Consider the following 23,503-nt stretch of genomic DNA (forward strand, 5'->3'; position numbering starts at 1 on the left):
CGATGCTGACAATCGAATCGCTGAACCAGTACTACGGCGGCAGCCACATCCTGCGCGACGTGAGCCTCACCGCCGAAGCAGGCCGGCTCACCGTGCTGCTCGGACGCAACGGCGTCGGCAAGACGACGTTGCTGCGCTGCCTGATGGGCGTCGTGCCGACGAAAAGCGGCAGCATCGCGTGGCGCGGCAAGCCGCTCGGCGCGCTGCCGCCCCATGCGCGCGTCGCGTCGGGGCTCGCCTATGTGCCGCAGGGCCGCGACATCTTTGCGCGCCTCACCGTCGAGGAGAATCTGCTCGTCGGCGCGGCGAGCCGCAAGGCGCCGTCCAGAGTGCCCGACCGGATTTACTCGCTCTTTCCGGTGCTCAAGGACATGCGCGCGCGCCGCGGCGGCGATCTGTCGGGCGGCCAGCAGCAGCAGCTCGCAATCGGCCGCGCGCTGATGAGCGAGCCGCAGCTCCTGATCCTCGACGAGCCGACGGAAGGCATTCAGCCGTCGATCATCCAGGACATCGGCCGCACGCTGCGGCAGCTCGTCGGCGAAACGAAGATGACGGTGCTGCTCGTCGAGCAGTACTACGATTTCGCGCGCTCGATCGCCGACCGCTACTGGGTGATGAGCCGCGGCGAGATCGTCGCGGGCGGCGCGGGCAGCGAGATGGACGCGCACGGCGTGCGCGAGCTGATCGCGGTCTGAGCGTCGGCGCCCGCGTCCGCATCGGCGTGCAGGCCGGGCGGCATGCGTCGCATGCCCGGCGCGCACGACGCGGTACGCCGTCCGCGAGCGGCCGGCTTCGGTGCCCATCCGCGCGCGCGCTCGCGTTCGCGCGCCATCGTCATCCTCCGCCGCGCGCGGCGGCGAGCCGGTATCCTGTAGCATTGGCGCGCCCGCTTCCCCGATTCTCCCGATTCGACCGATGTCCGCCCACGAAACCCACGCCCGCCTCATCCGCCCCGCCGCCAAGGCGTGGCACGCCCGCCTCGAACTCGGCTTCGAGCGGCAGCCGGGCGGGCGCACGGCGCTCGCGCATCGGCGGCACGTCGGCCCGCTGCGCGTGCAGCGCCCGCTCTATCCGGAAGGCGACGCGATCTGCCACGCGGTGATCGTGCATCCGCCGGGCGGCGTCGCGGGCGGCGACCGGCTCGAGATCGACGTGAAGCTCGGCGCCGACACGCACGCGGTGCTGACGACGCCCGGCGCGACGAAGTGGTACAAGTCGAACGGGCTCGACGCGCGGCAGCGGATCGACATCGACGTCGGCGCGCGCGCGAAGCTCGACTGGCTGCCGCAGAACAACCTGTTCTTCGACGCCGCGCACGCGTCGCTCGAATTCGTGCTGAAGCTCGGCGACGGCGCGAGCGCGCTCGGCTGGGACGCGACGCAGCTCGGCCGCCAGGCGGCGGGCGAAGCCTGGTCGGCGGGCAGCATCGCGTCGTTCTCGAAGATCGTCGGGCCGTCGGGCGGGCCGATGTGGGTCGAGCGCGCGCGCCTCGATGCAGGCGATCCGCTGCGCGCCGCGCCGCAAGGGCTCGGCGGCTTTCCCGTGTACGGCACGCTGTGGGCGCTCGGCGCGGCCTGCACGGACGCGCTCGCCGAATCGATCGTGCCCGCGCTGCCGTTCGACGACGCGCTGCGCGCGGGCGTCACCTGCGTCGCGCCCGGCACGATGCTGATCCGCGCGCTCGCGCATTCGATGGAGGCGCTGCAGCGTCTCTTCGCCGAGCAATGGCTCGCGCTGCGCCCGATCATCCACGGCGTCGACGCGAAACCGCTGCGCCTCTGGCAAACCTGAACGCCGCACATTCCTGACGCACGCCTTTCGGAAAAACGCGCCATCGCGGTGCGCGCCGCACCGCCGCGCGGCATGAACGCGCGCGCAACACGCATGGCACATGCCTTGCTCACTTACACCTGAAGGCTTCGCCGCACGCGCACGTTCGCGGTGCTACGATAGCTTCGCGACTGCTGCGACACGCGCCGCACGAATATTACGTTTTCCAAAATGTTTCTTTCATGAAACTGACTCCCCGAGAAAAAGACAAGCTGCTGATCTTCACGGCGGCGCTCCTCGCCGAGCGCCGCCGCGCGCGCGGGCTCAAGCTCAATTATCCGGAGACGGTCGCGTTCATCACCGCCGCGCTGATGGAAGCAGCGCGCGACGGCAAGACGGTCGCCGAAGTGATGCATTACGGCACGACGCTGCTCACGCGCGACGACGTGATGGAAGGCGTGGCCGAGATGATTCCCGACATCCAGGTCGAAGCGACGTTTCCCGACGGCACGAAGCTCGTAACCGTCCACCACCCGATTCCGTGAAGGCGCGTCATGATTCACTGCATGGCTCATTTCCTCCCGCCGTCCGGCAGCGGACTCCGCGCCCATCGCACGCAACGCCGGAGGGCCGCATGATTCCCGGCGAACTCCTCACCGACGACGGCGAGCACGAGTTGAACGCCGGCCGCCACACGATCGCGCTCGTCGTCGCGAACACGGGCGATCGCCCGGTGCAGGTCGGCTCGCACTATCACTTCCACGAAGTCAACGACGCGCTGTCGTTCGATCGCGCGGCCGCGCGCGGCTTTCGGCTGAACATCGCGGCGGGCACCGCGGTGCGCTTCGAGCCGGGCCAGACGCGCACGGTCGAGCTCGTCGAACTCGCGGGCGCGCGCGCCGTCTACGGCTTCCAGGGCAAGGTGATGGGGCCGCTCTGAGCGCCGGCGCTCCGCTGACACGCCCGCACGGGCATCCGAAGGATTCGACGACATGACATTACGTTTGAGCCGCCGCGCGTACGCGGAAATGTACGGGCCAACGACGGGCGACCGCATTCGCCTCGCGGACACCGGGCTGCTGATCGAAGTCGAGCGCGACTACACGATCTACGGCGAGGAAGTGAAGTTCGGCGGCGGCAAGGTGATCCGCGACGGGATGGGGCAATCGCAACTGAGCGCGGCCGACGTCGCGGACACCGTAATCACGAACGCGGTGATCCTCGATCACTGGGGCGTCGTGAAGGCGGACATCGCGATCAAGCACGGCCGCATCGCGGCGATCGGCAAGGCGGGCAATCCGGACATCCAGCCCGGCGTGACGATCGCGATCGGCGCGGCGACCGAGATCATCGCGGGCGAAGGCCTGATCGTGACGGCGGGCGGCATCGATACGCACATCCACTTCATCAGTCCGCAGCAGATCGACGAGGCGCTCGCGTCCGGCGTAACGACGATGATCGGCGGCGGCACGGGCCCCGCGACGGGCACGAACGCGACCACCTGCACGCCGGGGCCCTGGCACCTGGAACGGATGCTGCAGGCGGCCGACGGCTGGCCGATCAACCTCGGCTTTCTCGGCAAGGGCAACGCGAGCCGGCCGCAGCCGCTCGTCGAGCAGATCGGGGCGGGCGCGATCGGCCTGAAGCTGCACGAGGACTGGGGCACGACGCCCGCCGCGATCGACAACTGCCTGACGGTGGCCGACGACACCGACACGCAGGTCGCGATCCACACCGATACGCTGAACGAAGGCGGCTTCGTCGAGGCGACGGTCGCCGCGTTCAAGGGCCGCACGATCCACACGTACCACACCGAGGGCGCGGGCGGCGGCCACGCGCCCGACATCCTGAAGGTGTGCGGCGAGCCGAACGTGCTGCCGTCGTCGACGAATCCGACGCGCCCGTACACGATCAACACGCTCGACGAGCACCTCGACATGCTGATGGTCTGTCATCACCTCGATCCGTCGATCGCCGAAGATCTCGCGTTCGCCGAATCGCGGATTCGCCGCGAAACGATCGCGGCCGAGGACATCCTGCACGATCTCGGCGCGCTGTCGATGCTGTCGTCCGATTCGCAGGCGATGGGCCGCGTCGGCGAAGTGATCATCCGCACGTGGCAGACCGCGCACAAGATGAAGGTGCAGCGCGGCGCGCTCGCCGAGGACAGCGCGCGCAACGACAATTTCCGCGCGAAGCGCTACGTCGCGAAGTACACGATCAATCCGGCGCTCACGCACGGCATCGCGCACGAAGTCGGCTCGATCGAGCCGGGCAAATGGGCGGACCTCGTGCTGTGGCAGCCCGCGTTCTTCGGGGTCAAGCCGGCGATGATCGTCAAGGGTGGGATGATCGCGATCGCGCAGATGGGCGACCCGAACGCGTCGATCCCGACGCCGCAGCCTGTCCACTACCGCGAGATGTTCGCCACCCGCGGCGGCGCGCTCGCGCGCACGTCGCTCACGTTCGTGTCGCAGCTCGCGCTCGACGCGGGCATCGGCAAACGCTACGGACTCGCGAAGCGGCTCGTGCCGGTGCGCGGCTGCCGCACGGTGACGAAGCGCGACATGATCCACAACGCATGGCAGCCGGCCATCAGCGTCGACCCCGAAACCTACGACGTCGTCGCCGACGGCGCGCTGCTCACCTGCGAGCCCGCCGCCGTGCTGCCGATGGCGCAGCGCTACTTCCTGTTCTGAAGTCCTGACGAATCATCATGCGCACGATCGACAAACGCATCGCCCCGAACGTGAAACTCGCCGCGACGCTCGTCGCGCGCGCGCCTGCGCTCACGCTCGCCTATGACGCGCGCTGCCGGAGCCGGCTCGCCGCGACGCTCGACACGGGCGAGGACGTCGCGCTCGTGCTGCCGCGCGGCACCGTATTGCACGACGGCGACGTGCTTGTCGCCGACGACGGCGCGCTCGTGCGCGTGGCCGCCGCGCACGAGGCCGTGCTGCTCGTGCGCGCGCCCGACGCGCTCACGCTCACGCGCGCCGCGTATCACCTCGGCAACCGCCATACGCCCGTCGAAATCGGCGCGGGCTGCCTGAAGCTCGAATACGATCCGGTGCTGGCCGACATGCTGACGCGGCTCGGCGCGACGATCGAGCGCGCGAACGCGCCGTTCCAGCCGGAGGCCGGCGCGTATGGCGGCGGGCACCGTCACGGGCACGACGCGACGTTCGCCGAGGATTACGCGCTCGCGCAGCAGGTGTTCGACGAGCATCACGGCCACTCGCACGATCACCAGCATGGTCCGTCCTGCTCGCACGGCCACGGTCATGGACACCGCTGAGCTCGTCGCGCTGCTGCACCTCGCGTCGCCGGCCTTGCCGATCGGCGCGTTCAGCTATTCGCAGGGGCTCGAAGCGGCGCTCGACGCGCCGCTGATTCGCAATGCCGACGGCGTGCGCGACTGGATCGCGAGCGGGCTTGCCGACGTGCTCGCGCACGGCGAGCTGCCGTTCCTCGCGCATCAGCTCGCGCGCTGGCACGCGCACGACGCGACGGCGCTCGCCGACGCGAACGAGGAATTCGTCGCGAGCCGCGAATCGTCGGAGCTGCGCCGCGAGACCGAGCAGATGGGCTGGTCGCTCGCGCAGCTTTGCGCATCGCTCGAATGGGGCGACGCCGCGCGCCGCGCGACGCTCGCGTCGATCTCGCCGATCGCGTTGCCGAGCGCGTTCGCGTTCGCCGCCGCCGCGCACGGCGCGACGCCCGACGCGGCGCTCGCCGCGTATGCGTTCGGCTGGGTCGAGAACCAGACGGCCGCCGCGATCAAGGCGGTGCCGCTCGGCCAGCTCGCCGGCCAGAAAATCATCGTCGCGCTGCGCGAACCGATCCGCGACGCGGTGCGCCGCGCGCTCGCGACGCCGCCCGATGCGATCAACACGTTCGCGCCGCAGCTCGGCATCCTGTCCGCGCGGCACGAATCGCAGTATTCGCGGCTGTTCCGTTCATAAGCACCCCAGAGCATTGTCACGCACCGAATCATGAACGCACCTCGCTCAGCGGCGGCAGCCCGCCGCACGAAGAAGCTCCCGCCGCTGCGCGTCGGCATCGGCGGCCCTGTCGGCTCCGGCAAGACGACGCTCCTCGAAATGCTCTGCAAGGGCATGCGCGAGCGCTACGACCTCGTCGCGATCACGAACGACATCTACACGAAGGAAGACCAGCGCCTCCTGACGATCGCGGGCGCGCTGCCCGAAGAGCGGATCATGGGCGTCGAGACGGGCGGCTGCCCGCACACGGCGATCCGCGAGGATGCGTCGATCAATCTCGAGGCGGTCGACCGGATGCTCGCGCGCTTTCCGGACGCGGACATCGTGTTCATCGAATCGGGCGGCGACAATCTCGCGGCGACGTTCAGCCCCGAGCTGTCGGACCTGACGATCTACGTGATCGACGTCGCGGGCGGCGAGAAGATTCCGCGCAAGGGCGGCCCGGGCATCACGAAATCGGATCTGCTCGTGATCAACAAGACGGACCTCGCGCCGCTCGTCGGCGCGAACCTCGACGTCATGGCGTCCGACACGAAGAAGATGCGCGGCGAGCGCCCGTACGTGATGTGCAATCTGAAGGCGCTCGATGGCGTCGCCGACGTGATCGCATTTATCGAGAAGAAAGGATTGCTGACGGTCTGAGCGCCGAGCATTCGCGCGGCCGCGCCGCACGGCCGCCGCGCGACGCGGCCGCCGAGACGGCATGAATACGGCGCCCGCGCGCGCCGCTCAGTCGATTGCGGCGCCCGCGTCGAGCCCGCCCGCCTCGCCTTCGTCGTTTGCCGCCGACGCGACGCGCGGCGGCGGCAGCAGCGCGTTCAGCACGTCGACGGTGCGCGCCGTCGCGCCGCGATGCCGCGCGGCGAACGCGGCGCCCGCCGCGCCCATCGCGGCGCGGCGCGCGTGATCGGCGAACAGCGCGTCGAGCGTGCGCGCGAGGTCGGCCGGGTCCTGCACTTGCGCGCACGCGCCCGCCGTGACCGCATCGGCCGTCGCCTGCGTGAAGTTGAACACGTGCGGCCCGATCAGCACCGGCACGCCCACCGCGCACGCCTCGATCAGATTCTGGCCGCCGAGCGGCAGCAGGCTGCCGCCGATGAACGCGACATCGGCGGCCGCATAGTACGCGCCCAGCTCGCCCATCGAATCGCCGAGCAGCACCGAGACATCCGCCGGCAGCGCGGATGCGGCCGGCCGGCCCGCGGCGGCGGCCGTCGCGTCGGCCGCCCATTCGGTGCGGCGCACGAGGCGCTGCCCGCGCCGCTCGGCGAGCGCCGCGACTTCGGCGAAGCGCTGCGGATGACGCGGCACGAGGATCAGCAGCGCGTCCGGCGTCCGCAGCGCCGCGAACGCGTCGAGCACGAGCGCCTCTTCGCCGTCGCGCGTGCTCGCCGCGACCCACACCGGCCGCCCGCCGATCGCCGCGCGCCACGCGCGCCCGCGCGCGGCGAGCTCGGGCGGCGTCGTCATGTCGAATTTCAGATTGCCGAGCACCGCGACGTTGCGCGCACCGAGCGCGCTCAGGCGCTGCGCGTCGGCCGGGCTTTGCGCGAGCACGCGCGAGAAGCCGCCGAACACTTCGCGCGCGGCGGAGCCGAACTTCATCGCACGCCCGAACGAGCGCGCCGACATCCGCGCATTCGTCAGCACGAGCGGCACGTCGGCGCGGCGGCATTCGTCGATGAGGGTCGGCCACACTTCCGTCTCCATCACGAGCCCGAGCGACGGCCGCCATGCATGCAGGAAGCGCCGCACGGCGTGCGGCAGATCGTACGGCAGATAGCAGCGCGACACGCGCTCGCCGAAGATCTGCTCGCCCGTCGCGCGGCCGCTCGGCGTCATGTGCGTGAGCAGCACGTGCACGTCGGGGCGCGCGCGCATCAGCGCGTCGACGAGCGGCTGCGCGGCGCGCGTCTCGCCGACCGACACCGCGTGCACCCAGACGACCGGCGTCGATTCGTCGACGTGGCGCGCGAGCGCGCGCCCCGCCCCGAAGCCGAAGCGCTCGCCGACGTGCTCGCGATAGCCGCGCTCCTTGCGCGAGCGCCACAGAAGGCGCAGCACCGCGAGCGGCGCGATCAGCCACCACAGCGCGCGATAGATCGCCCTCAGCATCGCGCGGCGGCTCCGGCGGCGAACCAGTCGCGCGCGCTCAAACGAGGGCCCTGCCCTGCAGGCGCTCGAGAATGCCGAGCGGCGCGCGCTCCGGGCGAACCATCGCGCCGACCGGCAGGAAGAAGGTCTGCTCGAGCATGAACTGGCCGGACATCACCGCGTGCGACGCCTGATCGGAGAAACACACCCACACGCTGCCCGACGGAAACGGCATCGTCTGCTGCGGGCTGTTCTTCTGGTAGTCGAGATCGGCCTTCATGCTGTCGTGCAGGTTCAGCATCAGGTGGTCATACGCGCTTCTGCGCGACTTCGTCACGTGCAGCAGTTCGAGCAGCCGCGCGGAGCCCGGCAACTGCGGCTTGATGTGCGGCAAAAAGCGCTTCGCGACGGCCTCGAACGGCTCGCCGACGCGCCACACGCGCGGCACGCCCGCCGGATTCACGTTCGTGAACACGCGCAGGATCCGCTCGCCGTAGTTCGGCCGCGACGGAAACGCGTCGACGTGCAGCCGGCTGTCGTCCTTGCGCCACGACGTCTGGCGCGTCTCGACCTGCATCAGGCGCAGGCTCGTCGGCGCGACGCGCAGCTTGCCGCGGTACTCGGGAAAGAGCCCGTCGACGAGCATGCCCGCCTGCTGCTGGAAGCGCGCGATCAGCGCGCGCACGGCCGACTGCGTGACCGCGTCGCCCGCCACGCCGGCGAGCGTGCCGCCGTTCGGCGCGAGGCTGATGTTCTTGCGCTTCGGATCGGCGAGCGCCGGATCGAGCAGCGCTTCCTCGCCGCCTTCGATCGCGAAGCGCAGGCGCGGAAAGAACAGCACCTTGCCGTCCTCGAGCCCGGCGAGCAGTTGCTCGCGCGGCACGGACAGTTGTTGCCCGCTCCAGTCGGCGGACGCAATTTCGATGATCTGGGATTCGCTCATGATCGCCTGTCGGGATGACTCGGGATTACAAGAGGCCGAACGACGCGAGTGCGTCCTTCGCCTGCGAAAGGGATGGCGGCGCGCCGGCGGTGCCGAGGTTGACGACGTTGGGCGACCAGTAGCCGCCCGTGCGCCAGGCTGTCGCAAAATTGTACAGTTCGACGGTCGGGCGCTTCAGCGCCGCCGCGATGTGGATGAGGCCGGTATCGACGCCGACTGTCGCCGCCGCGCCGTCGATCAAGCCGACGACCGCGGGCAGCGACAGCTTCGGCGGCACGATCGCCGCCGCGCCGAACGCCTTCGCGAGACGCTCGCTCGTCGCGCGCTCGGCGTCGCTGCCCCACGGCAGCACGAGCGACGCGCCGCGCCGCACGAGCGCCTCGCCCAGGCCGATCCATGCGTCGTCGGGCCACTGCTTGTCGGCGCGCGACGTCGCGTGGACGAACACGACGTACGGCACCGGCAGGTTCAGGTCGAGCGACGCGAGCGCGCGCGCCGCGCCGTGCGTGTCGAGGCCGAAGTCGACCGGATCGCCCGGCGTCGGCGCGGGGTCTCCCAACGCCGCCGCGACGAGCTGCCGCGAGCGCTCGACGACGTGCGTGCGCGGCGCGATCGGCACGCGCCTGTCGTAGAAGAAGCGCACCGGCCACTCGTAGCCGGCGCCGTCGGTGCGGTTGCCGAGGCCGACGAGCGGCCCGCGCGCCCAGCTCGCGACCCACGCGGTCTTGATGAGCCCCTGGCAGTCGATCACGAGGTCGTAGCGCTCTTCGGCCAGGCGCTGCCGGAACGCGCGGATCTCTCGCCACGTCTGCGACGCGCTCAGGCGCTTGCGCCAGCGCCGCAGCGAGAACGGCAGCACGTTGCGCACGCCGTCGACGAGCCGCACGAGATCGGCGAAGCCTTCCTCGACGAGCCAGTCGATCTGCGCATCGGGATGGCGCCGGCGAATATCGGCGATCACCGGCATGTTATGCACGACGTCGCCGAGCGACGACACGCGCACGATCAGAATTTTTTGCACGCTGAAAAAAATGGCCGGCGGCGGCCGGCACAGACCGAAAGGACGGATTTTATCGCGCCGGGCGGCCGGCACAGACAAAAAGCGGCGAACGCACGATTGCGTCGCCGCTTTTTCGACAAGGCTTGCGTCAGCGCAAGCTCGGGCAAGCCGCCCTCGCCGCGTGACGCGCCGCCGTCAGGCTCAGAACGGCAGGTTCGCGTCCGGCTTCGCCGCCTTCAGCGCGCGCCGGAAATCGTCCTGAATTCGCGCGAGCGCCGCGTCGGACGTCGCCTCGAAGCGCAGCACGATCACGGGCGTCGTGTTCGACGAGCGCGCGAGGCCGAAGCCGTCCGGATACTCGACGCGCAGGCCGTCGATCGTCACGACCTCGTCGGCGCCGTCGAACTTCGCGGTGGCGCGCAGCTTGTCGATCAGCTTCACGTTCTCGCCTTCGTCGAGCTTCAGTTGCAGCTCGGGTGTCGACACCGCGTTCGGCAAGCCGTTCAGGAGCGCGCTCGGATCGGCCACGCGCGCGAGGATCTCGAGCAGGCGCGCGCCGGTGTAGAGGCCGTCGTCGAAGCCGTACCAGCGATCCTTGAAGAACACGTGGCCGCTCATCTCGCCCGCGAGCGGCGCGCCGGTTTCGCGCAGCTTCGCCTTCACGAGCGAGTGGCCCGTCTTCCACATCAGCGGCTCGCCGCCCTTCTCGCGCACCCAGTGCGCGAGATTGCGCGTGCACTTCACGTCGTAGATGATCTGCGCGCCCGGATTGCGCGACAGCACCTCCTCGGCGAACAGCATCAACTGGCGGTCCGGATAGATGATCTGGCCGTCCTTCGTGACGACGCCGAGGCGGTCGCCGTCGCCGTCGAACGCGAAGCCGATCTCGGCGTCGGTCGTCTTCAGCTTCGCGATTACGTCCTGCAGGTTCTCCGGGTGCGCCGGGTCCGGATGGTGGTTCGGGAAGTTGCCGTCGATGTCGGTGAAGAGCTCGACGAGCTCGCAGCCGAGCGCCTTGAACAGGCGCGCGGCGAGCGGGCCCGCGACGCCGTTGCCCGCGTCGACGACAAGCTTCAGCGGCCGCGCGAGATCGATGTCGCCGACGATCCGCTCGACGTACTGGTCGGCGACGTCGTATTGCTCATACGAGCCGCTGCCGGTTTCGAAACGCGCGTCGACGATGCGCTTGTAGAGGCCCTGGATCTGCTCGCCGTAGATCGCGGCGCCGCGCAGGACCATCTTGAAGCCGTTGTAGTCGGGAGGATTGTGGCTGCCCGTGACGACGATGCACGAATCGACGCGGCGCTCGCCGCCCGGCAGCGCGAGCGGCACGCTCGCCGCAAAGTAGCCGACAGGCGTCGGCACCATGCCGACGTCGACGACATCGACGCCCGCCGCGCGCAGCCCGTCCGCGAGCGCGCCGACAAGCTCGGGGCCCGACAGCCGGCCGTCGCGCGCGACGACGACCGCGTCGCCGCCCTGCGCGCGCACTTCGCTGCCGAATGCGCGGCCGATCGAGCGCGCGACGCCGGCGTCGAGCGTCTTGCCGATCACGCCCCGAATATCGTATGCCTTGAAGATGGATTGGGAGATCATCGATTCACTCTCTGTGTCGTCCATAAAAAATTTGGCCGCCTCAACGCGAATGCGTAAAAAAATATCGCCCGAACGGACCGACGAGGGGCAACGCGAGGCCCTCTGGATACCGGAAGCGAATCCGATCCAACTTATAATCGCTGGTTTCAGCTACGCCGATCGCGCCCATTTTAATGCCTGAATGCTTCATCGCAGCAAAACCGCTCCCGCGGTCGGCCGGCCCGGTCATCTCGCGCACGCTGCCGTGCCGCGCGCGATGCTGAAATCCAGGCTGTCGAACCCCGACGTCGCGAAGGCCGTCGCGAACCTCGCGTGGCTCGGGCTCGAGCGGCTCACGCAGATCGGCGTCGCGATCGTCGTGAGCGGCCTGCTCGCCCGCTACTTCGGCCCCGACGCGTTCGGCAAATGGCAATACGCGAACACGCTCCTGCTCGTGCTCGCGCCGCTCACGTGGGTATGCGGCGCGGAGATCCTCGTGCCGACGATCGTCCAGCGCACGGGCGCGCAACTGGGCGCCGTGCTCGGCAGCGCGTTCGCGCTGCGCTTCGCGGTGTCGGTCGCGGCGCTCGCGCTCACGTGGGCGGCCATCGCCCTGGGCGCGTTCGATCCGCTCGTCGGTGCGATGCTGGCCGGGCTCGCGGTAACGCTCGCGCTGCGCGAGCCGTTCGTCGGCATCGTCAACGCGTGGCTGCAGAGCATGACGTACAGCAAGCCGCAACTGCTCGCGAGCATCGCGGCCGCGCTCGCGAAGATGGCGCTCGTGTGGCTCTTCGTGCGCGCGGCCGCCGCGCCCGCGCGCTTCGGCTGGCTGTGGGCGCTCGAAGCCGCGGCGATCGCGGCCGCGCTGATCTGGTATTACCGCAGCCGCAACGGCGGCGCGCTCGGCTGGCGCGTCGAGCGGCCGCTCGTGCGCGAGTTCGCGACGGCGGGCACCGTGTTCTGGCTCGGCCTCGTCTGCATGTACCTGTTCCTGAAGCTCGACCGGCTGATGCTCGAGCGCTACGTGTCGTTCGCCGAGCTCGGCCGCTACGCGGCCGCGCAGCAACTGAACGAGAACTGGATCACGCTCGCGCTGATGCTCGCGCAGACGATCGCGCCCGCGTTCGTCTACCGCGTGCAGGACGCGCTGCAACTGCGCCGCAACGTGTGGCGCCTGATCGGCATGACGGCCGCGCTGATGGTCGCGGGCGCGCTCGTGCTCGACCTGCTCGCGGGCTTCATCATCCGCAAGGTGTTCGGCCCCGGCTTCGACACGTCGGTCGACGTGTTCCGCTGGGCGGTGTGGCTGTCGGTGCCGGCCGGCATCGAGGCGATCGGCAATCTCGTCGTGCTCAAATATCAGGCGAAGTTCGTGCTGCTCGCGAAATGGTCGATGGCGCTCGCGCTCGCCGCGCTCGTGAACCTGATCGCAATCCCCGCGCTCGGCCTCCACGGCGCGCTCGCGGGCCTCGCCGCCGGCTACCTCGCCGCCGCGTCGGTCAATTTCCACTACATTCGCCTGAAGCTGCGCCCATGACGCCTTCCTCCGCCCCGCCCGGCGCCGCCCGCCCGCTCGACGACGTCGCCGTGCTGATTCCCGCGTACAACGCGCACGACGATCTGCTGCGCACGCTGACGTCGTTGCGCGAGGACGCGCCCGTGCACGTGCTCGTCGTCGACGACGGCAGCACGCCGCCCATCGCCGCTCCCGAGCTGCCGGGGCTGTCGGTCGACGTGCTGCGGATGCCGCAAAACGGCGGAATCGAGCGCGCGCTCGCGGCCGGCATCGACGCGCTCGCCGCGCGCGGCGTGCGCTACGCGGCCCGCATCGATGCGGGCGACCTCGCCGCGCCCGGCCGGCTCGCGAAGCAGCGCGCGTATTTCGACACGCATCCGAACGTCGCGGGCCTCGGCACGTGGGCCCAGGTCGTCGCGCGCGACGGCCGGCCGCTCTTCATGCTGACCCCGAGCGCCGATCCGGCGACGCTGCGCCGCACGCGCTTCCTGCGCTCGCCGTTCGTCCATCCGTCGATGATGCTCGATGTCGCGGCGGTGAAGGAAGTCGGCAACTATCGGATCAAATATCGCGCAGCGGAAGACCTCGATCTTTTTTTACGGTTAATGGAACGCTACGATTGCGCGAATTTGCCGGAGCTCGGCTTGTATTACGAATTGAACGAGGGCGGCATCAGCGCGACGAAGCGGCGGCGGCAGATCGCGTCGACGCTCGCGCTCGCGCTGCGCTACTTCGATCCGCTCAATCCGTGCGATTGGCTCGGCGTCGCGAAAAACCTGCTGCATTTCGTCACGCCCTACTCGACGCTGCAGCGCGCGAAGCGCCTGCTGTTCAACCCGGGCGGCGCGGCGTGACGCGCCGCGCCCCATCGCGCTCGTGCGCGCATCCGACCATTTTTTTCAGCCCGACATGAGTTCCGCTTCCGCCCTGCGCATCGTTCTCGTCTGCAATACCGCGTGGGCGATCCACACGTACCGGCACGGCCTGATCCGCATGCTGATCGCGCGCGGCGCGCAGGTGACGGTGCTCGCGCCGCGCGACCGCACCGTCGAGCCGCTCGTGCGGATGGGCTGCCGCTACGCGGAGCTGCCCGTCGCGTCCAAAGGCACGAGCCCGCGCGAAGACCTGCGCACGCTCGTCGCGCTCTATCGGCACTATCGCGAAATCCGGCCCGATCTCGTGTTCCATTACACGATCAAGCCGAACATCTACGGCTCCGTCGCCGCATGGCTCGCGCGCGTGCCGTCGATCGCGGTGACGACGGGCCTCGGCTACGTGTTCATCCAGAAGAGCCGCGCCGCACGCGTCGCGAAGCAACTGTACCGCTTCGCGTTCCGCTTTCCGCGCGAAGTCTGGTTCCTGAACCGCGACGATCTCGACACGTTCACGCGCGAGCAGCTCCTCGCGCATCCGGCGCGCGCGCGCCTGCTGCACGGCGAAGGCGTCGACCTCGAGCAGTTCGCGCTCGCGCCGCTGCCCGCGCGCGACACGTTCACGTTCGTGCTGATCGGCCGGCTGCTGTGGGACAAGGGCGTGCGCGAATATGTGGACGCGGCGCGCACGCTGCGCGCGCGCTATCCGCACGCGCGCTTCGCGCTGCTCGGCCCGGTCGGCGTAGACAATCCGAGCGCGATCTCGCAGGCCGACGTCGACGCGTGGGTGCGCGAAGGCGTGATCGATTATCTCGGCGAGGCGCACGACGTGCGGCCGCACATCGCCGGCGCCGACTGCGTCGTGCTGCCTTCGTATCGCGAGGGCGTGCCGCGCACGCTGATGGAGGCGTCCGCGATGGGCCGGCCGATCGTCGCGACCGACGTGCCGGGCTGCCGCGACGTCGTCGCCGACGGCAGCACGGGCCTTCTGTGCGCGGCCCGCGACAGCGCGAGCCTCGCCGCGCAGCTCGCGCGGATGCTCGACATGAGCGCGGCCGAGCGGCGCGCGATGGGCGAGCGCGGCCGGGAGAAGGTCGTCGCGGAATTCGACGAAGCGAAGGTCGTCGACCGTTATCATCAGACCATTTCCGCCCTGACGGGCATCACACTTTGACGGAGCAATCAGCAATGAGCACGAAGGGCACGATCCTCGTCACCGGCGGCGCGGGCTATATCGGTTCGCACACCGCCGTCGAACTGCTCGAGCACGGCTACGACGTCGTGATCGCCGACAATCTCGTCAACAGCAAGCGCGAGGCGATCGCGCGGATCGAGAAGATCACCGGCAAGACGCCCGCGTTCCACGAAGTCGACGTGAGCGACGAGCGCGCGCTCGCGCGGATCTTCGACGCGCATCCGATCACGGCCGCGATTCACTTCGCGGCACTGAAGGCGGTCGGCGAATCGGTCGCGAAGCCCATCGAGTACTACCGCAACAACCTCGACAGCCTGCTGTCGCTGCTGCGCGTGATGCGCGAGCGCAACGTGAAGCGGATCGTGTTCAGCTCGTCGGCGACCGTGTACGGCGTGCCCGAGCGCTCGCCGATCGACGAGACGTTCCCGCTTTCGGCGACCAACCCGTACGGCCAGACAAAGCTGATGGCCGAACAGATCCTGCGCGACGTCGAAATCGCCGATCCGTCCTGGCGCGTCGCGACGCTGCGCTACTTCAATCCGGTCGGCGCGCACGAGAGCGGCCTCATCGGCGAGGACCCGGCCGGCATTCCGAACAACCTGATGCCGTACGTCGCGCAAGTCGCGGTGGGCAAGCTCGAGAAGCTGCGCGTGTTCGGCAGCGACTACCCGACGCCCGACGGCACCGGCGTGCGCGACTACATCCATGTCGTCGATCTCGCGCGCGGCCACATCGCGGCGCTCGACGCGCTCGAGCGCCGCGACGCGAGCCTCACCGTCAACCTCGGCACGGGCCGCGGCTACAGCGTGCTCGAAGTCGTGCGCGCGTTCGAAAAGGCCTCGGGGCGGCCCGTGCCGTACGAGCTCGTCGCGCGCCGCCCGGGCGACGTCGCCGAGTGCTACGCGAACCCCGCCGCGGCGGCCGATGTGATCGGCTGGAAGGCCGAACGCGACCTCGACCGGATGTGCGCGGACCACTGGCGCTGGCAGGAAAACAACCCGCGCGGTTTTGTATAATCCGCTGTCCAATTTCCGGGCACGCCCATGCTCAGCTTCGCCGTCGGCTTCATCGTCTCGCTTCTCGTCACGCTGCTCATCGTCCGCTATGCGCATCTGCACGAGAAATTCTCGATCGACAACGATCTTGCCGGCGTGCAGAAATTCCATGCGCGACCGGTGCCGCGCGTGGGCGGCATCGGCATCCTGATCGGGCTCGTTGCCGCGACGGCGCTGCTGTCGCGCCGCTACCCGGCGATCGCGGGCGGCATCCTCGGGCTCGCCGCGTGCGGGCTGCCCGCCTTCGCGTCCGGGCTGATCGAAGACTTGACGAAGAAAGTGACGCCCGCGGTGCGGCTCGTCTGCACGATGGCGGCCGCGGCGCTCGCGTTCGTGCTGATGGGCATCGCGATCACGCGCATCAGCGTGCCGCCCCTCGACTTCCTGCTCAGCTACAAGGCGATCTCGGCCGCGGTCACGGTGCTCGCCGTCGCTGCGCTCGCGAACGCGGTCAACATCATCGACGGCTTCAACGGCCTCGCATCGATGGTCGCGTTCATGATGTTCGCATCGCTCGCGTACGTCGCGTTCCAGGTGGGCGACCCGATCGTGATGTCCGGCTCGATCGTGATGATGGGCGCGATCATGGGCTTTTTCATCTGGAACTTCCCGGCGGGCCTCATCTTCCTCGGCGACGGCGGCGCGTACTTCATCGGCTTCATGCTCGCCGAGCTCGCGATCTCGCTCGTGATGCGGCACCGCGAAGTGTCCGCGTGGTACCCGGTGCTGCTCTTCATGTACCCGATCTTCGAGACCTGCTTCTCGATCTACCGGAAGAAATTCGTTCGCGGGATGTCGCCGGGCATCCCGGACGGCGTGCACCTGCACATGCTCGTCTACAAGCGGCTGATGCGCTGGGCGGTCGGCACGCGCGCCGCGCACGAGCTCACGCGCCGGAACTCGCTGACGTCACCGTATCTGTGGCTGCTCTGCCTCATCGCGGTGGTTCCCGCGACGCTCTTCTGGCAGCACACGATCCACCTGTTCGCGTTCGTCATCGTGTTCGCGCTCACTTACGTGTGGCTCTACGTGAGCATCGTGCGGTTCAAGTCGCCGAGGTGGATGGTGATTCGCAAGCAGCGGCCGAAGCGGTGACGCGGCGCGGGCAAAACGGCGGGCGATGAAAAAAGCGCGAATCGATTTTTCGACTCACGCTTTTTTCATGGAGCGGCCCGTTCTGAACGAGCGCGGGCTTCGCGCGCCGCCCGGCTCTTCAGCGTCCGGCCTCGCGCCCGATGCCGACGACGAGCCCGTTGCCCGTCGGCACGCTCTGCAGCGTCGGGCCGACGGCCGGCTGATACTCGGGCACCCAGCGCCGCAGATCGCGCCGCACTTCGTCGTCGCTCAGCACGCGGTGCTGCATCAGCCACGGCAGCAGCTCGTCGAGCAGATGATCGGGCACCTCGCGCGCCTTCGCGGTGCGCAGCTTCGGATGCGGCGTGCGGGTGGTCGTCTCGTCGTCGGCGAGCAGCTCCTCGTAGAGCTTCTCGCCCGGACGCAGTCCGCTGAACTCGATGCGGATGTGGTCCTCGGTAAAGCCGTACAGGCGAATCAGGTCGCGCGCGAGATCGACGATCTTCACCGGCTCGCCCATGTCGAGGATGAAGATCTCGCCGCCCTGCCCCATGCTCGACGCCTGCAGCACGAGCTGCGACGCCTCGGGAATCGTCATGAAGAAGCGCGTGATCTCCGGATGCGTGACCGTCACCGGGCCGCCCTTCGCGATCTGCTGCTGGAATTTCGGAATCACGCTGCCCGCGCTGCCGAGCACGTTGCCGAAGCGCACCGTCTCGAACTGCGTGCGCGCGCTCGTCTGCTGCAGCGCCTGACAGGCCATCTCGGCGAGGCGCTTGCTCGCGCCCATCACGTTCGTCGGGTTCACGGCCTTGTCGGTCGAGATCAGCACGAAATGCTTGACGTCATGACGAATCGCCGCGCGCGCGACGCGATAGGTGCCGAGCACGTTGTTGCGCAGCGCCTGCCATGCGTTGAGCTCCTCCATCAGCGGCACGTGCTTGTACGCGGCCGCATGGAACACGATGTGCGGCGCGTAGCGCGACATCACCTGGTCGAGCAGCAGCGAATCCTTCGCATCGCCGATGATCGGCACGACGAGCAGATCGGGGAAGCGCTCGCGCAGCTCTTCCGTGAGCCGATACATCGCGTATTCAGACAGGTCGAACGCGATCAGTTGCGCGGGCTGGAACTTCAGGATCTGGCGGCACAGCTCCGAGCCGATCGAGCCGCCCGCGCCCGTCACCATCACGACACGGCCGCGCAGCAGCGCTTCGACGTGCGGCGTGTCGATCGTCACGGCCTCGCGGCCGAGCAGGTCTTCGAGGTCGATCTGGCGGATCTGCGACAGGATGCCCTGGCCGGGCATCAGCGCGGTCAGCGACGGCAATACCATCGCCTTGACGCCGGCGCGCACGCAGAGGGTGACGACGCGGCGCTGCGCTTCGACCGATGCGGACGGGATCGCGATGATCGCGTATTCGATCTTCATCGTCTCGGTCCAGTGCGGGAGATCGTTGATCGAGCCGAGCACCTTGTAGCCGTATATTTCTCTGCCCTGCTTCGCGATGTCATCGTCCAGCAGCCCGACGAGCCGCCATTCGCCCGAACGGGACAGCTCGCGCGCGAGGTTCGCGCCGGCCGTGCCCGCGCCGAGCACGAGCAACGGCTTGCCTTCGCCGACGAGGCCGCCGTACAGATAGAATTCCTTGGTGGCGCGATAGAGAGCGCGCGCGCCGCCCATGATCAGGAACAGCAGCAGCGGCGAGAGCAGCAGGACCGAGCGCGGAATGATCGGCACCGGCTGGAACATCACCGCACCGATCATCACGATGATGCCGCCGCCCGCGAGCGCCTTCGAGATCCGCATCAGATCGGGCAGGCTCGCGAACACCCACAGCCCCCGGTACAGCCCGAACACATGGAACATCAGCGCGTAGACGGGCAACACCCACGCGAGCGCGGTCAGCGCGCCGTGCAGGAACTCCGGCGGAACGCTACCGTTGAATCGGACCAGATAGGCGAGCAACCAAGTGGCGACGACGGCCAGCAGGTCGAACAGAAAAGCACTGAATGAAAGCCATGATGCTTTGCGTCGCAACATCGGCGGGAGACCTCATGAGTTGTTTTCAGCGTCGGCTCGAACCCGGCGCCAGCGTATATCGATCGCGACGCCGATACACACGAGAACGCCGTACCACGCAATCAATAGAAGCCATTGAAGCAGCGCATCGCAGCTCAACGCCCGCAAGGCAAGTATTATGCCTGTGAGCATGACGAGGTACCAATATACGGCGGTGCGTCCGTGACCGATACCGGAGCGCACCATCCTCTGATAATAATGCTCCCGGTGCGCTTGCCAGAACTTTTCGCCCCGTAACAAACGTCTCAAGAGTGTTACAGATGCATCGGCGATGAACGGCGCGAAAACCATCGCCGGAAACCATATCGGCCAGACCGCGTCCCGCCACCCCCAAAAACCGATGGCCCCCGCCAGAAAGCCGAGCGGAATCGAGCCGGCATCGCCGAGAAACAGCCTCGCCGGATGAAAGTTCAGCAGCAGAAAGCCGAATGCGGCGCCGGCGATCGCCGCGCCGGCTACGGCGAGATCCGCCGAGCCGGGCGTCCCGATCAGCGCCGCAACCGCATAAGCGCCGAATCCGAACAGCGCCATGCCGCCCGCAAGGCCGTCCGCGCCATCCATGAAGTTATACAGATTGGTCAGCCAGACCATCACGAAGCCGACACCCGCGAGCAGCCACCACGGCGCGGCGGCCGGATACGCGAACAGCAGCGCGACGACGGCGGCCAGATGCGCGGCGAAACGAACGCGAGCAGGCAAGCCGCGCCTGTCGTCGAGTTGCGACAACGCAGCGAGCCCCGCCGCCGCGACCGCAATCAGCCACAGCCGCGGCGCGAGCAACAGGATTGCCGCGACGCACACGGGGACGATGCCCCATCCGCCGACTCGGGGCGTCGGCCGAGTATGCAGCGAGCGGTCGTTGGGGAGGTCGGTCGCAAGCCGCCAGGCCAGCCCGGTGGCAAGGAGCGCGCGCAAGACGAGTGTCGATGCGATGGCTGCAATGCACGCCACCGCCGCAGCTTCAAGCGATGTTGCCATAGTGAGATGCATGTCCCCTAGTTCCTGAGGTCGCGCGCCCGATACCAGGCCGCCGTCGCCGCGAGACCCTGCCGGGTCGTGTACGGCGGCCGCCAGTCGAGCACCTGCTTGATCCGGCCGGTATCGATCTGCAAGCTACCCGTGAGACGCTCGATCTGCGCGGTACGCCCGGTCAGCCCGCCGACCGCGCGCAACACGCCGGCGGGCACCGGAAACAGCCGCGCGGGACGACCGATCGCATCGCCCGTCATGCGCAGCAGCGCGGCGACCGATGGTGCATCGTCATCCGCGACATGAAAGCAGCCGCGCGCCGCGCGTGGGTCGATCGCGCATCGCGCGAGCGCATCGGCGAGATTGTCGACGTAGACGAGGCTGCGCCGCGCGGCGATCGCGCCGAGCGGCAGCGGCACGCCGCGGGACACGGCGTCCATCATCCTCAGAAAGTTTGCGCGCACGCCGGGGCCGTAGACGAGCGGCGGGCGCACGATCACGACGTCGAGGCCGCAAGCGTCCCCGAATTGCCGCAGCGCGGCTTCCGCATCGCGCTTCGATCGGCCGTACGGATCATCCGGCCGCGCCGGATCGTCTTCGCGCAGCGGCCGGCCGCCATCGACTTCGGCAATCGCCTTGATGCTGCTCACGAACACGAAGCGGCGCGCGCCGTGGCGGCTCGCAGCCTCGGCCACGCGCAACGAACCTTCGACGTTCGTCGCACGGAAGGCAGCATCGCGATCCGCCGCCGTGTCGTCCATCACGTGCACCCGCGCAGCCAGATGGACGACGCAATCGACCTCCGGCCATTGCGCATCGGCGAGTCCGGCGAAATCGCGGCCGTCGCTCACCCATTCCCGCACGCCTTCGACGCATTCGCCCGCACGCCTGACAAGCCCCGTCACGACATGCCCGTCCGCCAGCAACGCACGGCACAGCGCGCGGCCGACGAACCCGTTCGCCCCGGTCACGACGACTCGGCTCATAGCCATTTCCAGCCGAACCGGTTATAGAACTTGAATGCCGACGCAACGAACATGCGAATGTGCGCGAAACCCTTGCGAGCAGCCCCTCCGCCGTGATGGAGGATGCGTACCGCGGGCACATAGGCGATACGCGCGAGCTCGCCCGCGCGCAAGCTCAGATCGTAGTCCTCGAAGTACAGGAAGTAGCGCGGATCGAAGCCGTGCAGGCGCTTGAGCGGCTCCGTGCGAAACAGCATGAAACAGCCGCTCACGATCGGAGGATCCCATACGATCTCCGTTTCGTTGATGCGGTCGCGCATCTCGTATCGGGACAAGCGCCGTGCGAACGGCCGCCGGAGCGCGGCGGGCAGAAACCCCCGCACGAACAGGTCCAGCAGCGCCGGATAGCGGCGGCACAGATATTGAAGGCGGCGCTCGCCGTCATAGATGCGGGGCGTCAACAGACCGACCTCGGGATGCGCGTCGAGAAAATCGAGCGCCTGCGCAAGCGCATCGGGCTCCAGGTCGATATCGGGATTCAGGACCAGATGATAGCGGCTTCGCGCGCGCTCGATGCCAAGGTTATGGCCGCGCGCGTATCCGACGTTGCCGTGTCCCGCGATCAGCGTCCAGCCGATGCCTGCACGGGCGAGTGCCGCGAGGTGCTCCGACAGGTCGGGCAGGCCACCGTTGTCGACGAGATAGACGCCGACCGCCAGCCCGGGGCGAGCGGCGTGCAACCGCTCGCATGCTGCGCTCAGGCTGGTCAGGGTTTGCGCGATCTGCGCACGATCGGGATGATACGTCACGACCGAAATCGACAGTCCTTCGTCGCTGGACGGCGGAGAACGGCGAGACGGAGATTCGACGAAATGGGATACCACGTGCTGACGGAACCTTCAATAAGGGCGGGGATCATCGGCCAATTGTGCACGCCGGCAGCAACGCTGCAATTGCAATTGCGGCTCGTGGCGATGACGGCCCGGTTGCCGAACCGATTGGCATGGCCAGATCTGCTTGCGTATCTATATGCTTCGGAGGTCGAAATCGTGCAGACACGCACGCGGCCCTCGCTGCCGTGGCGCCACGGCGATCTTGCGCATAGCGAGCGCCTGCGCCTCGTATCACGGCTCGCGGCGCATTCTACCATCGGCAGCCCCCGCGCCCGCCGCCGGCGCCGCCGAATCGCGATGCTATGATACCTGACGCACCTATGTCGGATTACACGATGAATCCCCCGAAGCTCGGCTTTATCGATTCGTTGCGCGGCCTCGCCGCGTTGTATGTTTTGCTATACCACTTCACGCCCATCACGACGCCGTCAGCGGCGGCGCCTCGATGGCTCGCGCCATTTACGGGGCTCGGCGGCTCCGGCGTCACGCTTTTCTTCGTCGTCAGCGCGTTCACGCTCTGCCTGTCGATGGACGCGCGCAAGCAGGACGAATCGACACCGCTTCTGAACTACTATTTACGTCGTTTCTTTCGCATTGCTCCGCTCTTCTACGTCTGGATGGTTTTGTACTGCATCCGTGACAAGGCGGTATTCGGGGCCGTGCATTCGCCAGCGGAGATCGCGCGCAGCCTGTTCTTCGTGTTCAACCTGAGTCCGGGCCACGAGCAAGGCTTCGTCTGGGCGAGCTGGACGCTCGGCGTCGAGATGCTGTTCTATGTGTTCTTCCCGGCGGTTTTCCGGTATGCGCGCAACTTCGGCCGGGCGTTGGCGTTCTTCTTCGTCGCCCTGCTCGTGCGTTCCTTTTGGCATGCGCTCGTCCCCCATCTGGTATCGGACCAGGCAGTCGCCGCCACGTACTACAACTTCAGCCTGCTGCGCCATTTGCCGACGTTCGCGCTCGGCATCGTCGTCTATCGCGCGTACGGCTTGCTCGATATCGAGCGTGCGAGACGACACGGGATCGGGGAATTGTTGATCGCCGCCGCCGTCACGCTACTGCTTGCCCTCGCATACGGCTTCGTCCGAATCGGCGAACTCGAAGGGCTGACGATCGAAGCCGTGATTTACGGCATGCTGCTGATCGGCCTGGCGATCAAGGCGCCGGTCGCGCTCGTCAATCCGCTGACGCGCTTCTATGGAAAGATCAGCTACTCCGTCTACCTGAGCCATGCGACGACGCTGTTTCTGATGTCCAAGCTCTTCGCCGCGATCTACGCGCGGGTCACCTACGTGACGCTCGCTTACCTCCTGTCGGTGGCGGCGGGCGTGGCTGTCGTCACCGCGCTGTCGTGGTTCACCTACACGTTCATCGAGACGCCGGGCAACAACCTCGGCAAAACGGCGATTCGCGCCATTCATCGGCGCCGAGCCGGCAGCCTCGCCGCATAACGTTCGATACGGCGAATCGGGGCGGCGAGACTCCCTCGCACGCCCCT

Annotated in this window: 23 protein-coding genes; 15 read left to right on the plus strand and 8 right to left on the minus strand. The window is 68.3% G+C overall.

Translation table 11 applies throughout. The features are described from left to right. Nucleotides 1–2: 2 nt before the first annotated feature. The 8 genes from urtE to ureG all read left to right on the plus strand — a co-directional run bounded on the left by urtE (nt 3) and on the right by ureG (nt 6,416). Nucleotides 3–695 carry an urea ABC transporter ATP-binding subunit UrtE gene (gene urtE, locus WT16_RS12890; RefSeq protein WP_006025536.1) on the plus strand — a complete coding sequence of 231 codons (693 nt, stop codon included), beginning with the start codon at nt 3–5 and terminating at the stop codon, nt 693–695. 220 nt (nt 696–915) lie between these two features. Beyond that, on the plus strand, nt 916–1,791 hold the full coding sequence (locus WT16_RS12895; protein WP_063533462.1) for an urease accessory protein UreD: 876 nt from the start codon (nt 916–918) through the stop codon (nt 1,789–1,791). 221 nt (nt 1,792–2,012) lie between these two features. Next, nucleotides 2,013–2,315 carry an urease subunit gamma gene (gene ureA / locus WT16_RS12900; protein ID WP_006025534.1) on the plus strand — a complete coding sequence of 101 codons (303 nt, stop codon included), beginning with the start codon at nt 2,013–2,015 and terminating at the stop codon, nt 2,313–2,315. A gap of 89 nt (nt 2,316–2,404) precedes the next feature. Continuing rightward, nucleotides 2,405–2,710, plus strand: coding sequence for an urease subunit beta (locus tag WT16_RS12905; RefSeq protein ID WP_006025533.1), 306 nt, complete (start codon nt 2,405–2,407; stop codon nt 2,708–2,710). 52 nt (nt 2,711–2,762) lie between these two features. Next, the gene (gene ureC / locus WT16_RS12910) at nt 2,763–4,469 is read left to right on the plus strand and encodes an urease subunit alpha (protein WP_006025532.1); all 1,707 of its coding nucleotides are present in this window, start codon (nt 2,763–2,765) and stop codon (nt 4,467–4,469) included. A gap of 17 nt (nt 4,470–4,486) precedes the next feature. Continuing rightward, entirely contained in the window at nt 4,487–5,068 is a 582-nt protein-coding gene (gene ureE / locus WT16_RS12915; RefSeq protein ID WP_063533463.1) for an urease accessory protein UreE, read from the plus strand. Then, nucleotides 5,055–5,735 carry an urease accessory UreF family protein gene (locus WT16_RS12920; RefSeq protein ID WP_063533464.1) on the plus strand — a complete coding sequence of 227 codons (681 nt, stop codon included), beginning with the start codon at nt 5,055–5,057 and terminating at the stop codon, nt 5,733–5,735. The genes ureE and WT16_RS12920 overlap by 14 nt, the downstream gene beginning before the upstream one ends. A 30-nt stretch (nt 5,736–5,765) precedes the next feature. Then, nucleotides 5,766–6,416, plus strand: coding sequence for an urease accessory protein UreG (ureG, locus tag WT16_RS12925; protein WP_015601222.1), 651 nt, complete (start codon nt 5,766–5,768; stop codon nt 6,414–6,416). An 87-nt stretch (nt 6,417–6,503) separates the two neighbouring features. Here ureG and waaA read toward each other — a convergent pair whose 3' ends face one another. The 4 genes from waaA to WT16_RS12945 form a co-directional block, all read right to left on the minus strand. Then, the gene (gene waaA / locus WT16_RS12930) at nt 6,504–7,889 is read right to left on the minus strand and encodes a lipid IV(A) 3-deoxy-D-manno-octulosonic acid transferase (RefSeq protein WP_063533465.1); all 1,386 of its coding nucleotides are present in this window, start codon (nt 7,887–7,889) and stop codon (nt 6,504–6,506) included. A 37-nt stretch (nt 7,890–7,926) separates the two neighbouring features. Next, nucleotides 7,927–8,811: a Kdo hydroxylase family protein gene (locus WT16_RS12935; RefSeq protein ID WP_006025527.1), complete on the minus strand. Its 885-nt coding sequence runs from the start codon at nt 8,809–8,811 to the stop codon at nt 7,927–7,929. A gap of 25 nt (nt 8,812–8,836) precedes the next feature. Further along, nucleotides 8,837–9,904: a lipopolysaccharide heptosyltransferase I gene (gene waaC, locus WT16_RS12940; protein WP_197486473.1), complete on the minus strand. Its 1,068-nt coding sequence runs from the start codon at nt 9,902–9,904 to the stop codon at nt 8,837–8,839. 108 nt (nt 9,905–10,012) lie between these two features. Next, nucleotides 10,013–11,431, minus strand: coding sequence for a phosphomannomutase/phosphoglucomutase (locus WT16_RS12945; RefSeq protein WP_082874794.1), 1,419 nt, complete (start codon nt 11,429–11,431; stop codon nt 10,013–10,015). 157 nt (nt 11,432–11,588) lie between these two features. On the opposite strand from WT16_RS12945, the gene WT16_RS12950 reads away from it, so the two are divergent. The 5 genes from WT16_RS12950 to WT16_RS12970 are packed head-to-tail and all read left to right on the plus strand — an operon-like array spanning nt 11,589 to nt 17,119. Further along, the gene (locus WT16_RS12950) at nt 11,589–12,923 is read left to right on the plus strand and encodes an oligosaccharide flippase family protein (RefSeq protein WP_015600605.1); all 1,335 of its coding nucleotides are present in this window, start codon (nt 11,589–11,591) and stop codon (nt 12,921–12,923) included. Then, complete coding sequence (locus tag WT16_RS12955; protein ID WP_063533467.1) at nt 12,920–13,756, plus strand: glycosyltransferase; 837 nt, start codon at nt 12,920–12,922, stop codon at nt 13,754–13,756. The genes WT16_RS12950 and WT16_RS12955 overlap by 4 nt, the downstream gene beginning before the upstream one ends. A 55-nt stretch (nt 13,757–13,811) precedes the next feature. Continuing rightward, nucleotides 13,812–14,948 (plus strand): glycosyltransferase family 4 protein, encoded by a 1,137-nt coding sequence (locus WT16_RS12960; protein WP_009913369.1) that lies wholly within the window; start codon nt 13,812–13,814, stop codon nt 14,946–14,948. A gap of 14 nt (nt 14,949–14,962) precedes the next feature. Beyond that, a complete protein-coding gene (galE, locus tag WT16_RS12965) occupies nt 14,963–15,985 on the plus strand; it encodes a UDP-glucose 4-epimerase GalE (RefSeq protein ID WP_063533468.1) in 1,023 nt (340 codons plus the stop codon). Between the two features lie 27 nt (nt 15,986–16,012). Further along, on the plus strand, nt 16,013–17,119 hold the full coding sequence (locus WT16_RS12970) for a glycosyltransferase (RefSeq protein WP_006025520.1): 1,107 nt from the start codon (nt 16,013–16,015) through the stop codon (nt 17,117–17,119). Between the two features lie 118 nt (nt 17,120–17,237). Here the strand turns inward: WT16_RS12970 and WT16_RS12975 are convergent, their stop codons facing one another. Genes WT16_RS12975 through WT16_RS12990 form a run of 4 tightly spaced genes read right to left on the minus strand, consistent with a single transcriptional unit; the run spans nt 17,238 to nt 21,999 of the window. Then, nucleotides 17,238–19,142 carry a nucleoside-diphosphate sugar epimerase/dehydratase gene (locus tag WT16_RS12975; protein WP_063533469.1) on the minus strand — a complete coding sequence of 635 codons (1,905 nt, stop codon included), beginning with the start codon at nt 19,140–19,142 and terminating at the stop codon, nt 17,238–17,240. A 12-nt stretch (nt 19,143–19,154) separates the two neighbouring features. Further along, nucleotides 19,155–20,171 carry a glycosyltransferase family 4 protein gene (locus tag WT16_RS12980; protein WP_015600075.1) on the minus strand — a complete coding sequence of 339 codons (1,017 nt, stop codon included), beginning with the start codon at nt 20,169–20,171 and terminating at the stop codon, nt 19,155–19,157. 5 nt (nt 20,172–20,176) lie between these two features. Then, the gene (locus tag WT16_RS12985; RefSeq protein WP_063533470.1) at nt 20,177–21,136 is read right to left on the minus strand and encodes an SDR family oxidoreductase; all 960 of its coding nucleotides are present in this window, start codon (nt 21,134–21,136) and stop codon (nt 20,177–20,179) included. Then, entirely contained in the window at nt 21,133–21,999 is an 867-nt protein-coding gene (locus WT16_RS12990) for a glycosyltransferase family 2 protein (protein ID WP_231892056.1), read from the minus strand. The genes WT16_RS12985 and WT16_RS12990 overlap by 4 nt, the downstream gene beginning before the upstream one ends. On the opposite strand from WT16_RS12990, the gene WT16_RS33680 reads away from it, so the two are divergent. Both WT16_RS33680 and WT16_RS12995 read left to right on the plus strand, forming a co-directional pair. Continuing rightward, nucleotides 21,988–22,314 carry a hypothetical protein gene (locus WT16_RS33680; RefSeq protein ID WP_156521434.1) on the plus strand — a complete coding sequence of 109 codons (327 nt, stop codon included), beginning with the start codon at nt 21,988–21,990 and terminating at the stop codon, nt 22,312–22,314. The genes WT16_RS12990 and WT16_RS33680 overlap by 12 nt on opposite strands. A gap of 29 nt (nt 22,315–22,343) precedes the next feature. Then, entirely contained in the window at nt 22,344–23,456 is a 1,113-nt protein-coding gene (locus tag WT16_RS12995) for an acyltransferase (protein ID WP_063533857.1), read from the plus strand. Nucleotides 23,457–23,503: the final 47 nt, after the last annotated feature.

The organism is Burkholderia sp. MSMB1589WGS (assembly GCF_001636105.1).
GTDB lineage: Bacteria > Pseudomonadota > Gammaproteobacteria > Burkholderiales > Burkholderiaceae > Burkholderia > Burkholderia humptydooensis.

What these genes read in the sequence shown, in the direction of transcription:
- WT16_RS12895 (WP_063533462.1), top strand. Translation starts at nt 916, where the DNA reads ATGTCCGCCCACGAAACCCACGCCCGCCTCATCCGCCCCGCCGCCAAG.
- WT16_RS12975 (WP_063533469.1), bottom strand. Translation starts at nt 19,142, where the DNA reads ATGTTGCGACGCAAAGCATCATGGCTTTCATTCAGTGCTTTTCTGTTC.
- ureE (WP_063533463.1), top strand. Translation starts at nt 4,487, where the DNA reads ATGCGCACGATCGACAAACGCATCGCCCCGAACGTGAAACTCGCCGCG.
- WT16_RS12950 (WP_015600605.1), top strand. Translation starts at nt 11,589, where the DNA reads ATGCTTCATCGCAGCAAAACCGCTCCCGCGGTCGGCCGGCCCGGTCAT.
- WT16_RS33680 (WP_156521434.1), top strand. Translation starts at nt 21,988, where the DNA reads ATGGGATACCACGTGCTGACGGAACCTTCAATAAGGGCGGGGATCATC.
- WT16_RS12960 (WP_009913369.1), top strand. Translation starts at nt 13,812, where the DNA reads ATGAGTTCCGCTTCCGCCCTGCGCATCGTTCTCGTCTGCAATACCGCG.
- galE (WP_063533468.1), top strand. Translation starts at nt 14,963, where the DNA reads ATGAGCACGAAGGGCACGATCCTCGTCACCGGCGGCGCGGGCTATATC.
- WT16_RS12935 (WP_006025527.1), bottom strand. Translation starts at nt 8,811, where the DNA reads ATGAGCGAATCCCAGATCATCGAAATTGCGTCCGCCGACTGGAGCGGG.
- WT16_RS12955 (WP_063533467.1), top strand. Translation starts at nt 12,920, where the DNA reads ATGACGCCTTCCTCCGCCCCGCCCGGCGCCGCCCGCCCGCTCGACGAC.
- WT16_RS12970 (WP_006025520.1), top strand. Translation starts at nt 16,013, where the DNA reads ATGCTCAGCTTCGCCGTCGGCTTCATCGTCTCGCTTCTCGTCACGCTG.
- WT16_RS12985 (WP_063533470.1), bottom strand. Translation starts at nt 21,136, where the DNA reads ATGAGCCGAGTCGTCGTGACCGGGGCGAACGGGTTCGTCGGCCGCGCG.
- WT16_RS12995 (WP_063533857.1), top strand. Translation starts at nt 22,344, where the DNA reads ATGAATCCCCCGAAGCTCGGCTTTATCGATTCGTTGCGCGGCCTCGCC.
- ureG (WP_015601222.1), top strand. Translation starts at nt 5,766, where the DNA reads ATGAACGCACCTCGCTCAGCGGCGGCAGCCCGCCGCACGAAGAAGCTC.
- WT16_RS12980 (WP_015600075.1), bottom strand. Translation starts at nt 20,171, where the DNA reads ATGCATCTCACTATGGCAACATCGCTTGAAGCTGCGGCGGTGGCGTGC.
- ureC (WP_006025532.1), top strand. Translation starts at nt 2,763, where the DNA reads ATGACATTACGTTTGAGCCGCCGCGCGTACGCGGAAATGTACGGGCCA.
- WT16_RS12920 (WP_063533464.1), top strand. Translation starts at nt 5,055, where the DNA reads ATGGACACCGCTGAGCTCGTCGCGCTGCTGCACCTCGCGTCGCCGGCC.
- WT16_RS12945 (WP_082874794.1), bottom strand. Translation starts at nt 11,431, where the DNA reads ATGGACGACACAGAGAGTGAATCGATGATCTCCCAATCCATCTTCAAG.
- urtE (WP_006025536.1), top strand. Translation starts at nt 3, where the DNA reads ATGCTGACAATCGAATCGCTGAACCAGTACTACGGCGGCAGCCACATC.
- waaA (WP_063533465.1), bottom strand. Translation starts at nt 7,889, where the DNA reads ATGCTGAGGGCGATCTATCGCGCGCTGTGGTGGCTGATCGCGCCGCTC.
- ureA (WP_006025534.1), top strand. Translation starts at nt 2,013, where the DNA reads ATGAAACTGACTCCCCGAGAAAAAGACAAGCTGCTGATCTTCACGGCG.
- WT16_RS12905 (WP_006025533.1), top strand. Translation starts at nt 2,405, where the DNA reads ATGATTCCCGGCGAACTCCTCACCGACGACGGCGAGCACGAGTTGAAC.